This is a genomic window from Lysinibacillus sp. fkY74-1 (genome assembly GCF_053165895.1).
This window is the reverse complement of record NZ_CP170173.1, coordinates 426218-438588: the sequence shown is the minus strand read 5'-3', so window position 1 is coordinate 438588 and position 12371 is coordinate 426218. Positions and strand designations below refer to the sequence as shown.

The 12371-nt window shown below is 39.3% G+C and carries 13 protein-coding genes and 1 riboswitch; of the genes, 7 read left to right on the top strand and 6 right to left on the bottom strand.

All coding sequences use genetic code 11. The features are described 5' to 3' along the window. The first annotated feature begins 14 nt into the window (after positions 1–14). Positions 15–1178: an aminotransferase class I/II-fold pyridoxal phosphate-dependent enzyme gene (locus ACE1MS_RS02095; RefSeq protein ID WP_447402668.1), complete on the top strand. Its 1164-nt coding sequence runs from the start codon at positions 15–17 to the stop codon at positions 1176–1178. Positions 1179–1225: 47 nt separating this feature from the next. Here ACE1MS_RS02095 and ACE1MS_RS02090 read toward each other — a convergent pair whose 3' ends face one another. Next, complete coding sequence (locus ACE1MS_RS02090) at positions 1226–1729, bottom strand: PPC domain-containing DNA-binding protein (protein ID WP_099806409.1); 504 nt, start codon at positions 1727–1729, stop codon at positions 1226–1228. A gap of 122 nt (positions 1730–1851) precedes the next feature. Next, a riboswitch (SAM riboswitch) is annotated at positions 1852–1957 on the top strand. An 89-nt stretch (positions 1958–2046) separates the two neighbouring features. Between ACE1MS_RS02090 and ACE1MS_RS02085 the strand changes: the two genes are divergently transcribed. From ACE1MS_RS02085 to ACE1MS_RS02060, 6 genes are all read left to right on the top strand, one after another. Then, entirely contained in the window at positions 2047–2877 is an 831-nt protein-coding gene (locus ACE1MS_RS02085) for a MetQ/NlpA family ABC transporter substrate-binding protein (protein WP_447402667.1), read from the top strand. A 104-nt stretch (positions 2878–2981) separates the two neighbouring features. Next, positions 2982–4007 carry a methionine ABC transporter ATP-binding protein gene (locus ACE1MS_RS02080; RefSeq protein WP_012292675.1) on the top strand — a complete coding sequence of 342 codons (1026 nt, stop codon included), beginning with the start codon at positions 2982–2984 and terminating at the stop codon, positions 4005–4007. Further along, entirely contained in the window at positions 4000–4662 is a 663-nt protein-coding gene (locus tag ACE1MS_RS02075) for a methionine ABC transporter permease (RefSeq protein WP_031418426.1), read from the top strand. Before ACE1MS_RS02080 ends, ACE1MS_RS02075 begins: the two co-directional genes overlap by 8 nt. A 13-nt stretch (positions 4663–4675) precedes the next feature. Continuing rightward, on the top strand, positions 4676–5455 hold the full coding sequence (locus ACE1MS_RS02070) for an enoyl-CoA hydratase/isomerase family protein (protein ID WP_036166791.1): 780 nt from the start codon (positions 4676–4678) through the stop codon (positions 5453–5455). A gap of 14 nt (positions 5456–5469) precedes the next feature. Beyond that, positions 5470–6630, top strand: a complete 1161-nt coding sequence (locus tag ACE1MS_RS02065) for an alpha-hydroxy acid oxidase (RefSeq protein WP_036166789.1) — start codon at positions 5470–5472, stop codon at positions 6628–6630. Beyond that, entirely contained in the window at positions 6627–7823 is a 1197-nt protein-coding gene (locus ACE1MS_RS02060) for a CaiB/BaiF CoA transferase family protein (RefSeq protein ID WP_012292671.1), read from the top strand. Before ACE1MS_RS02065 ends, ACE1MS_RS02060 begins: the two co-directional genes overlap by 4 nt. Before the next feature lie 98 nt (positions 7824–7921). Here ACE1MS_RS02060 and ACE1MS_RS02055 read toward each other — a convergent pair whose 3' ends face one another. From ACE1MS_RS02055 to ACE1MS_RS02035, 5 genes are all read right to left on the bottom strand, one after another. Beyond that, complete coding sequence (locus tag ACE1MS_RS02055; protein ID WP_012292670.1) at positions 7922–9121, bottom strand: glycine C-acetyltransferase; 1200 nt, start codon at positions 9119–9121, stop codon at positions 7922–7924. Positions 9122–9179: 58 nt separating this feature from the next. Next, positions 9180–10256: a hypothetical protein gene (locus ACE1MS_RS02050; protein ID WP_031418423.1), complete on the bottom strand. Its 1077-nt coding sequence runs from the start codon at positions 10254–10256 to the stop codon at positions 9180–9182. Positions 10257–10357: 101 nt separating this feature from the next. Continuing rightward, positions 10358–10993, bottom strand: a complete 636-nt coding sequence (locus ACE1MS_RS02045) for a YczE/YyaS/YitT family protein (protein ID WP_447402666.1) — start codon at positions 10991–10993, stop codon at positions 10358–10360. 132 nt (positions 10994–11125) lie between these two features. Then, complete coding sequence (ybaK, locus tag ACE1MS_RS02040; RefSeq protein WP_031418419.1) at positions 11126–11617, bottom strand: Cys-tRNA(Pro) deacylase; 492 nt, start codon at positions 11615–11617, stop codon at positions 11126–11128. Positions 11618–11641: 24 nt separating this feature from the next. Further along, positions 11642–12349 (bottom strand): hypothetical protein, encoded by a 708-nt coding sequence (locus tag ACE1MS_RS02035; RefSeq protein ID WP_447402665.1) that lies wholly within the window; start codon positions 12347–12349, stop codon positions 11642–11644. Between the last annotated feature and the right edge of the window lie 22 nt (positions 12350–12371).

The window sequence follows — 12371 nt, the reverse complement described above, 5'->3', positions numbered from 1 at the left end:
AAAGGTGATCATGCATGGAATTCTCGAAAAAACTACAGCAATTACCCACTCAATTTTTTGCGGCGCTTGTCCAAAAAGTAAACAATGCCTTGGAAGAAGGACGCGATGTGATTAATCTTGGTCAAGGAAATCCCGACCAGCCTACGCCTACTCATATTATTCAAGCATTACAGGGAGCAGCTGAAAATCCTCAAAACCACAAATATTCGCCATTTCGTGGTATCGCCGAACTACGTCAAGCGGCTGCCGACTTTTATAAACGGGAATATGATGTGGAGATTAATCCCGATACTGAAGTAGCGATTCTTGGTGGCACAAAAATTGGTCTTGTTGAGCTACCTTTGGCTGTGTTAAATCCAGGGGATACAATGCTATTACCAGACCCTGGCTATCCAGACTACTTATCAGGTGTTGTATTAGGTGATGTAAATTTTGAAGTGTTGCCACTTTTTGCTGAGAATCATTTCTTACCTGATTATGATGCCCTACCTAAAGAAGTTAAGGAAAAGGCCAAGTTACTGTACTTAAATTACCCAAATAATCCTACGGGTGGTACAGCAACACTTGAATTTTTTGAAGAAACTGTTCGCTTTGCTAAGGAGCATAATATCATCGTATCACATGATTTCGCATATGGTGCAATTGTATTTGATGGCAATAAGCCTATTAGCTTTTTACAGGCCAATGGCGCAAAAGAAGTTGGAATCGAAATGTACACATTATCAAAAACTTATAATATGGCAGGTTGGCGTATAGGCTTTGCTGTTGGTAATGCTGATTTAATTGCTGCGATTAATCTTATTCAGGATCATTTGTTTTGTAGTCAATTTCCAGCTATTCAACAAGCAGCAGCTATTGCCCTTACATCTTCACAGGAATGTGCAGATGAGCTAAGAGCTACCTATGAGCGTCGTCGAAATGTTCTAATCGAAGAAGCGCATAGAATTGGCTGGCAAGTAACAGCACCAAAAGGCTCCTTCTTTGCCTGGCTCCCTGTCCCATTAGGTTTTACAAGCGAACAATTCGCCGATATATTGCTCGACAAAGCTGATATTGCAGTAGCCGCAGGTAATGGCTTTGGTCAATATGGGGAAGGCTATGTGCGTATTGGCTTGCTTGTAAGCGAGGAACGTTTACGAGAGGCCATCCAAAGAATTGAGCAATTGAAATTATTTTAACATGTAACCATATAGAGTCCTGTAGCTTTCACTAGCTACAGGACTTACTATTTTTCAATTTCCCTTGGAAAATCTAACCCATGTTCTAATGGATAAAATTGTACGTGACCTGTTTCATCATCCATCTGACGGATATGCTGAATGCCTTGCACTTCTGCCAGTACTACATCTGCTGTTATGACGATATTTCCGCCCTTTATAAAATGACCGCCTGAAACCACTCCCCATTGATCACTCATGGAACCATGGAAATGCGTTTCATATCCTGCATCACGCTTACAAACCACTCCTGAACCTTGGATAAACTCGAGTGGCCCCTCTTTCTCTACCACATCACTAAATCGAACTTTAATGTGGGAGGTTTCATCGGGTACTAAATAAACAAAGCTACTTTTTTGAAAACTACCAATACAACTAATAATGGTTGCTGAATCAATATTATTCTCTTCACAAAGTGCCTCTATTCCTTCAATGATGTCTGTCCCCATGAGAAGACGTGCACTAATCACCTTACCAAATGAACCTATGCCATAATTAACTCTTACTGGCATTCTTCCCCCTCCTTCGCGACAAAATATTATAACAATATAAAAAATTTCAAAAATATTTATTGACTTACTATACCCTATAAATTATATTAGTTCTATCGGAAATACAAAAATATAATATGAATCTCTTATCAAGAGTAGCTGAGGGACTGGCCCTATGAAGCTCGGCAACCTCCTTTTATGAAGGAAGGTGCTAAATCCTGCAAACGAAATTCGTTTGATAGATAAGAGAGGACTTTTTTTCATGAGCCTCTCTTAATTTATAAGAGAGTTTTTTTATTTTCAAAAAACCGATAAAACAATTTTTGGAGGTAGTTTTCATGAAGAAGAAAAATAAATTTTTAGTAGGTTTAGCAAGTCTTACATTAGTAGCAGCACTAGCGGGCTGTGGCTCTAAAGAAGATAGTACAGGAAAAAGCGACGCTATCGATGAAAATAAAATTGTCGTGGGTGTCACTTCAGGACCTCATGAGCAAATTGCAGAGGTAGCTGCTAAAGTCGCAAAGGAAAAGGGGCTAGAAGTAGACCTAAAATCTTTTTCTGATTATGTTTTACCCAATACATCCTTAGCTGAAGGAGATCTTGATGCAAACAGCTATCAGCATAAACCTTTCCTCGATACTTTTAATAAAGATCACGATACAGATTTAGTACCAGTTGGCAAAACAATTTTAAATCCTATGGGGATTTACTCTGAAAAATATAAATCATTGGATGACGTTCCTGAAGGCGCAACATTTGGCTTACCGAATGACCCAACAAATGGAGCGCGAGCTCTCTTTGTTTTACAAGAGGCAGGCTATATTAAATTAAAAGATGGAGCGGACTTAACAGCATCTGTTCGTGACGTGGAAGAAAACAAAAAGAATTTAAAATTCATAGAATTAGAAGCCGCACAAATTCCTAAGCAGCTTAGTGAAGTAGATGTAGCTGCTATTAATACGAACTTTGCGCTGGAAGCTGGCATTAATCCACAAGAGGACTCTATTCTTTTAGAATCTACTGACTCTCCATATGTGAACTACATTGTCGTTCGTGCTGAAAATGAAAATGACCCAACAATTAAAAAATTCGTTGAGGCTTACCAGTCTGATGAAGTGCGCCAATTCATTGAAGAGGAATTCAAAGGTTCTGTAATCCCTAGCTGGTAATACATGCCAAAAGCTGATATAAGGCTGAGAATCTGCCAATTGTCCACTATGGAAATCGCGCAGATTCTTGCTTTTTAGAAGCTAAGAAAGGAGCAAGTAATCTGATGATTCAATTACAAAATATATCAAAAGAATATAAGACGAAAAAAGGCAGTATTAAGGCAGTGGACGGAATTAATCTTCATGTAAAAAAAGGACAAATTCATGGTGTAATTGGGTATAGTGGTGCCGGTAAAAGTACGCTTATTCGTTGTGTTAATTTACTAGAGCGTCCCTCAGCAGGCAAAGTTTTGATTGATAATGTGGATATTACTACCCTTTCACTTCATGACTTACGTCAAACACGGCAAAAGATTGGCATGATTTTTCAACATTTTAATCTCTTAAAGACAGCAACAGTTTATAACAATATTGCGGTTCCCTTAAAGCTACTTGGTTATAACGAAACAGAAGTCCAAAATCGTGTGGCTAAATATGCCGAAATTGTAGGTTTAACAGAAAAGCTAGATAGCTACCCCAATCAGCTTTCAGGTGGACAAAAGCAACGTGTCGCAATTGCACGCGCTCTAGCACAAGAGCCAGAGATTTTACTTAGTGATGAAGCAACAAGTGCCCTTGATCCTGAAACGACAGAGGCCATTCTTGAACTATTGTTAAAAATTAATCGTGAATTAGGAATTACAATCCTACTGATTACACATGAAATGAATGTTATTCAGAAAATATGTGATGAGGTATCTGTTCTAGAGGCCGGGAAAGTAGTTGAATTTGGTACGGCTATTGAGCTCTTTGCAAAGCCCCAACACCCTACTACAAGAAAGTTTTTAAGTACCATTTCACAGCGTAACTTAACTCCTTCTCTTATTGAGCAGCTAAATGTTTCAGGTAGCGTCATTCGTTTAACATTTCTTGGGGAAAGTACTGGGAAGCCATTATTAGCTGAAGTCAGCAAAGTATATGATGTACAACCAAACATCCTAACAGCCAATATTATTGAATTAAAAAACGGCATTGTCGGTAATATTGTGGTGCATTTAAACGGAGAGCCAAGCATTGTTCAAAAAGCGCTAACCTATTTTGCAGAGAATGGCGTTACTGTTGAAGAGTTAGGAGGAGAATTCCATGAATAATTTCTTTCATGATTGGTCTGAGGTTATTGGCAAAGCAATTATCGAAACATTTCAAATGGTCGGAATTTCATTATTCTTTTCCATTCTAATCGGTATACCTTTAGGTCTTTTAATTGTTTTAACACGACCTGGTCAATCCTTTGAAAATAAATTTTTCTATCAATTATTTAATTTAATCATCAATATTATCCGTTCAGTGCCATTCATCATCTTACTATTCTTCATTTTACCTTTTACAAAGGTTATCGTCGGTACAACGATTGGTGTTAAAGGCGTTATTGTTCCGCTTGTAGTTTATACAGCTCCTTATATTGCAAGACTGATGGAGTCAGCGCTTTTAGAGGTTGATTCTGGCGTTATCGAAGCCTACACAGCCATGGGTATTAAACGTCGCCATATCATTTGGCATGTATTATTACGTGAAGCACGCCCATCCATTATTTTAGGCTTAACGATTGCTACAATTGGATTGATTGGCGCAACAGCAATGGCGGGAATGGTTGGTGCTGGTGGTTTAGGCGACCTCGCTTACCGTTATGGTCATTTACGCTACGAGGTAGATGTCATGTATGCAACGGTGTTTATTTTAATCATCCTTGTACAAAGCATACAATCCATAGGCAACCGCATTTCAGCCAAATTGAAGAAAGACTAGGAGGAAGATATCCATGGCAACTGAGATTTATGTAGAGAAAAACGGCTATATCGCAACGCTAGTGTTAAACCGTCCCGACAAACGGAATTCTTTATCGAGAGCAATGTTCCAAGCGATCATAGACGAGCTAGAAGAGTTACGTACAGATATGTCTATCAAGCTATTAATTGTACGGGGTGTCAATGAAGTCGCCTTTTCCTCAGGCGCAGATATTAGTGAATTTTTAGATATCCGCTATGCGTCAGATAATGCTAAAGCCTATAATAATCTAGCTTTAAAGGCCATTGATGTCCTCTATAAATTTCCACATCCTACGATTGCCATGATTCAGGGCTTAGCGATTGGCGGCGGCTTAGAGTTAGCCAATGCATGTGACTTTAGATTGGCAACACCAAAGAGTAAGCTTGGCATTACCGCTGCGAACATTGGGATTGTCTATAATCTTGAAAGCACTAAACGACTTATAAATATTGTGGGTGTCGCGAAGGCTAAAGAGATTTTATACACAGCAAACATTTTTACAGCGGAGGAAGGAAAAAGCATTGGTTTGATTACTGCCCTTCATGAGCCACAGGAAATTGAAAATGCCACTTTGCATTTTGCAGAGCATCTTTTAAAGAAATCACCTATTGCCAATGCAGGTAGTAAAAAAATAATTCAAGCTATTGTGGATGGTGAAAATGAAGAGAGTGATGAACTGGCTCAATTGATTCTCGATTCATTTAGTTCTGATGATTATAACGAAGGTATTCAAGCTTTTTTAAATAAAAGAAAGCCTATTTTCAATAAATAAGTGAGGTAGTAACGATGACAAATACAACTGATGGTGACCTACTCTTAAAAAATATCACTGCCCAAGCGCCCTTCCCCATTTGCTTTGCAGATTTAGAAAAAGCAGTAGCTGAAAAAATTCCCGCCGGACCATTCGGCTACATTCGCTCAGGAGCTGGCGGTGAACAAACATTACGCAATAATCGTTCAGCTTTTGAAAAGTACTCCATTGTTCCCCGCTTTTTAAATGATGTTTCAAACGTTCATACATCCATTAATTTATTCGGAAAAACATATCCAACACCATTGCTCTTTGCACCTGTAGGCATGAACGGAATGGTTCACGAGGAAGGTGAACTTGCCGCTGTACGCGCTGCCCAGCAATTAAATATGCCCTATATTCAAAGCACAGTCTCCACCTATGCACTCGAAGATGTTGCCGAAGCTGCCCCTTCAGCAACAAAATGGTTTCAATTGTATTGGTCTACGAATGAGGAAATTGCATTTAGTATGGCCGCACGAGCAGAGTCAGCAGGCTTTGAAGCCATTGTTTTAACAGTCGATACAGTAATGCTTGGATGGCGAGAAGAAGATGTACGCAATCAATTTTCACCATTAAAGCTAGGCTACGCAAAAGGAAATTACATAAATGATCCTGTCTTTATGGCTTCTTTGCCTAATGATTCATTTGAATCGTATGTACAAGGCGTCTTGCAAAATGTCTTCCACCCTACACTCAATTGGGAGCATGTTCGTGAATTAAAACGGCGTACAAATCTCCCTATATTATTAAAGGGAATTCTACATCCTGAAGACGCAAAGCTAGCAATTGTAAATGGGATTGACGGTATTATCGTATCGAACCATGGCGGCCGACAATTAGATGGTGTTATTGGGTCACTTGATGCCCTTCCCTCCATCGTGAGTGCTGTCAAAGGACAAATCCCTATAATTTTAGATAGCGGTGTATATCGCGGGATGGATGCCTTAAAGGCGCTTGCTTTAGGAGCTGATGCTGTGGCAATTGGGCGGCCCTTCATCTATGGTCTAGCCCTTGAAGGACAACAGGGTGTCGAAAGAGTCATGACAAATATCTATGATGAATTAAAGGTTTCCATTGCATTAGCAGGCACAACCTCCATCGAAGGGTTACGTACGATTACATTAGTCAAAAATGATGGGATGGAGGTCAAATGAAACAAGCATTAGACGGTTTAAAAGTTGTAGATTTATCTCAAGTTTTAGCTGGCCCTTATTGTACGATGGTCTTAGCAGATATGGGCGCAGAAGTCATAAAAATCGAGAAATATCCAAACGGAGACGACACCCGAGCAATGGGTCCGTTTATTAATGAAGAAAGTCATATGTATATGATGGTTAATCGCAATAAAAAAGGTGTTTGTATAAATTTAAAAACGCCAGATGGTTTGGCTTTATTCAAAGAGCTTATCCAGTCTGTAGATGTGCTGGTGGAAAACTACCGGCCAGGTGTTACGGAAAAACTAGGTATTGATTATGATACTTTAAAGGCTCTTAATCCCGGACTCATTTACTGCTCTATTTCTGGGTACGGACAAACGGGTCCTTATAGCCAAAAAGGTGGCTATGATATTATGGCACAGGGTTTAAGTGGCTTAATGCATATGACTGGCGAAGCGCAAGGTCGGCCTGTAAAAGTTGGCTTTGCTGTCAATGATATTGCTGCTGCCCAAACGGCCTTACAATCTATTTTAATGGCCTATATTTATAAGCTACGCAGTGGCGAGGGACAATATATAGATGTCTCTTTAGTAGAGTCAGGGCTTGCTTGGACTGTTTGGGAGGCTGCTGCCTACTTTGGTCAAGGCGAATTACCAGAACGAACAGGAACTGCCCATCGAGTATCCGCACCCTATCAAGGCTTTAAAACACAGGATGACTATATTTTATTAGGTGCTGGCAATCAAAAGCTGTGGGAAATCTTTGCGACAAAGGTTGTCAAACGTCCTGATTGGTTAGACAATCCCCTCTTTATTACTAACTATTCACGTGCCCAACATGTGAAAGCTTTAGAGGTAGAAATAGAGAGCGAATTAGCGAAACATCCAGCGACCTACTGGCTGGAGCTTTTAGATGAGCACGGCGTACCATCCAGCCCAATCTATTCCTATGACCAAACATTGAATGATCCCCATATTTTAGAGCGTGGCATGGTCTTGTCTTATGACCATCCGACTGCTGGGCCAATGAGGACATTAGGTTTCCCAGCAAAATTCTCACGCACACCGGGACAATTAACTAGTGCAGCGCCCACTTTAGGACAGCATAATGAAGAAATTTTGCAGGCATTAAACATCACTGATCATGAAGTTCAACAGCTAAAAAAAGCGCATGTAATTAGCTCAAAATAAGTACCCCTTTATTTTAAAGATCACTTTATAGAATTTAATTGGAACGAAGCGCTCGTTTTAAAAAAGGCTACCTCAGCTGTGGAGGTAGCCTTTTCGTATTATTGAATTACACCTAGTTCACGACCAACTTTTTCGTAAATTGCTAACGCATTATCAAGCATTTCTTTTGTATGAGCTGCAGTTGGCATATTACGAACACGACCTGTACCTTTAGGAACGGTTGGGAATACGATTGATTTCGCATAAACGCCTTCTTCAAATAAGCGTTTTGAAAACTCTTGTGTCAGCTTTTCATCTCCAATAATACAAGGAGTAATTGGTGTTTCAGATTCACCAATATTAAAGCCAAGCTTCTCTAGTCCCGCTTTTAAATAGTTACCATTATCCCACAGCTTATCGTGAAGCTCTGTAGAATCAATTAGCATTTGTACAGCAGCTGTAATGGCTGCCACATCACCTGGTGGTAAAGCAGTTGAGAACAAGAATGGACGAGAGCGAACTTTTAACCAATCAATTAAATTCTTCTTACCAGCTACATAGCCCCCTACAACACCAATTGCTTTTGATAGTGTACCAATTTGGAAGTCAATCTCTTTTTCAAGTCCAAAGTGCTTCACAGTTCCTTTGCCTTTACCAGTTACACCTGAACCATGTGCATCATCAACATAAGTAATTAAATCAAATTCTTTGGCAATTTCCACAATCTCCGGCAATTTAGCAATGTCGCCATCCATTGAGAATACACCATCCGTAATAACCATCACTTTATTGTATAAACCAGATTCTTTTGCCGCTTTTGCCTTGGCACGTAAATCATCCATATCTGAGTGATTAAACGCAATGATTTTCGCCTTAGATAAACGACAACCATCAATAATAGAGGCATGGTTTAATTGATCAGAAAGTATTGCATCATTTTTATCCATAACAGCTGAAATAGCTGCCATGTTACAATTAAAGCCAGATTGATAAGAAATAGCTGCTTCAGTTCCTTTAAATTCAGCAAGCTTTTCTTCTAATTTAACGTGTAAGTCCAGTGTCCCGTTAATGGTACGAACAGCACCTGCCCCAACACCATATTTTTCAATCGTTTCTTTGGCAATACGCTTTAATTCTTCATTCGTTGCTAAGCCTAGATAATTGTTAGAAGATAAGTTAACAAGATTTTTGCCACGTACCTGTATTATCGGGCCATTTGCACCCTCTACTGGATCAATTTCATTGTATAAGCCTTGTTCATGTAGGGCTTGTAGGTTTTCGTCTAAAAATGCATTCAATACTTTTGACAAGCGTATCATCCTTTCCTAGGAAAACAGTTCTAGTTCCTAGTTTAGCATAAGCAAGCCTATAGCTAAATTATTTTGTTAATCTTTCGAATAATGACGCTGTTTTTTCTCGCCACAAAGAGGCAGATAGGCAATTATCCAATAAACGCCGCACTGTATATTCTGCCTCTGCATAACGCTTTGAGTAGCCCATCGCATCTTGCATGGCTTCTTTATAGCGCGCTCGTACTTCCTCAATTGCTAATTCTGCCTCTTCCGTAAGCGCACAATGTTGTCCTATATCAAATATCTTATCGCCTAATCGACCATCCTGTGGGTTAAAAATATGAGGTTCTGTACTATCAAAGATACAGAAATTTAGTTCAGGGATAATGACCATATCAACAGATCCTGCATCTAAGCCACACCATATAATTTGTGCATCGAGTCCCCTTGCATTCGCCTCGTCTGCTAGACCTTTCATCAAGGAGGATTTGCCTGTACCCGGTTTACCTTTAATCATTAATCTTGTCGATATATTTTTCGTTATGCTTTCCACTGTATTTTCTGCCCCTCTAGGAGTCAATGTTCCAAGTAAACGGTGTGTTCGCTCACCCGTTTTATTTAAAACAATAGATTGGAAGACTTCCGATTTTAAATTTTCCACCTGTTCATTTAATGCCTGCCAATTCATGCAGCTTTGCGTCACAACCTCCCAATCATCGTGGAGCTTGATAGCTTGATTTAGCTTGGCAATACATTTATCACGCCAAGCCGTACGTTCCTGTACTGCTTCAGCAAGTTGCTCTCCTATTTTCTCAAGCTGGATATCTTCCAAGCAATCATAAAAAGACATAACACGATGCTTCGTACCAAGTAATGTTGGCCCAATACCCCATTCCGATGCCCAGACATACAGTCTATTACAACCCTTTACATAAACAGCCTCGACTACTTCCTCTAATAACGCATGCTTAAACCATTCGACAGCAAAGCCTTGTTTAACATAAAAATAACCTAGCTCTTTCAATAGTTCTGATCCTTTAGATGTGGAGGCACCTTGTAAAAAATAAACTAGCTCCGCTTCCTCCATCATTTCTTTATATAAATGTTTCACACCTTGCCCAGTCAATGCATGTCCAAAATAATACGTCACATTTCCGTTCAAATGTCGTTCCTCCTTTTGTTTCTGCCTTGCATTATATGAAGGAACACTAAAAAAGATGAAAAGCTACTCCTATCCTTAACAGATAAAAGTAGCTTTACAGTTTAATAAAAAGGCTTCATGTCTTCAATATGACCAATACATTTCATTAATACTTTACGGCAATAAGGTAATGAATATTGCACAATATATCCCGAAGTTAAAGCAATTAATACTGTTCCCACTCCAACCGGGCCACCTAGTAGCCATCCTACAATAGTTACTAGAACTTCGATCCCCATTCTCGCAGTTTTAATAGTTCCGCCAAATTTTTCGACAAGTATCATCATTAAAGTATCGCGAGGGCCTGCACCCATATTTGGAGCAATATACATACCACAGCCAAAGCTTAAGACAAATAAACCAATGGTAAAATATGTTATTTTCAGACCATACACATCTGTTGAAGGCAATAGCCAGTTAAATACATCGATGAATGAACCGATTAGTAGCATATTCAGCCATGTACCAATTTTAGGCCACTCACGCAATACAATTGATGTAGATGCGACAATAAAAAGACCTGTTAATATAGACCATGTACCAATCGTTAATCCAAAGTTTTGAAATAACCCTACATGCAAGACATCCCAAGGGCTCGTTCCAATTATCTTCCCTTTAATAGACATCGTAATCCCCAATGACATCACAATCAAGCCGCCAATAAAAAATGTCCAGCGCCACCCCATTATTTTGCGCATTGCCTATCCCTCTCTTTATATTTGATAACGCTCTAACTGTATCATGTTTTCTGCAAATATCGTGAAATCGAGCTTGTAAATGGAAGGATGGATAACCCTATTCTATTAAAATAAAAAACTACCCATTTTTCACTAATGGATAGTTGTAATTGGCGCAAGCTGGGCCTTTGTAATATTCTTCAAATCATTAAGTTGAACATGGATTTGCATACCTATTTTCCCTGCACTTACAATAATACTGCCTTGTTGTTGAGCAGTTTTATCGATTACCGTAGGATACAATTTTTTCATGCCTACAGGCGAGCATCCACCACGGACATATCCTGTATAGTTAAGTAAATCTTTTACAGGTAGCATATCAATTTTCTTTTCTCCAACTACCTTTGCGGCAGCCTTTAAATCCAGTTCCTCAGCCACTGGAATAACAAATACAAATAGCTTTTGTGCACTTGCCTTTGCTACTAATGTTTTAAAAACACGGGTAACCGGCTGACCAATTTTTTCGGCAACAGATACACCGTCTACTTGACCGTCTCCAATTTCATATTCCATCACATCAAATTGGATTTTTTGCTGCTCTAATAATCTTATCGCATTTGTTTTGGCATGCTTTGCCTTCGCCATAACCGTAATCTCCTATCTACAACATTAGGCTATCAAAGAGAACATCGAATCATTTCCTGGACGATAGCCATTCTTCGTCATTTGAACATGTGCTGCATACTTTTCAGATGCCTGTTTGAAGGCTCTCAATTTTAAAGTAGCATCATGGCTCTTACGGAAAATTGTATCTGCAAATGGGTCCAATTTCAATTCCTTCGAGAAACGTTCAGGAACCTTAACTGTAGTCACTTCATTGACAAAAGGTTGGTCCTGTTCATCTGTTGAGTTAACTTCATGTAGAATATGCTGAATTTGAGCATTCACGTTTTCTGCTAACCTTACATCTTGAGCAGATGGCTTTGACGATGATAATGCTGCATTTCGCATTTGCTCTAAAACCTGTAACGTATCATTCAAATCCGGATTATTTACAACAGGTGCTCCGTCATGATTACCACTTGCCCATTTATAAGCCTGCTCATGGACATTCTTTGAAGTCTGCTGCAAATCATCCATAATGGCCTGCTGTTGGGGTGTTACTACTTCTGTATCTTCTTGTTGCTGCTCGTATAAATCTTGATCTGTGCGCCCCAATAGTAGGTTTTCAAGTTCCAGCAATAATGGATTTTTCTTTGGCTGAAAATACATGGCATTCTTTCGATATGCATCTCCCGCTTCTTTACGTTGCAGAAACTTTTTACGATTAAATGGGGACGATAATCTCTCTTGCTCCATTGAATTATATATTTTCATAGTTTTCACCTCATCCTTCTAT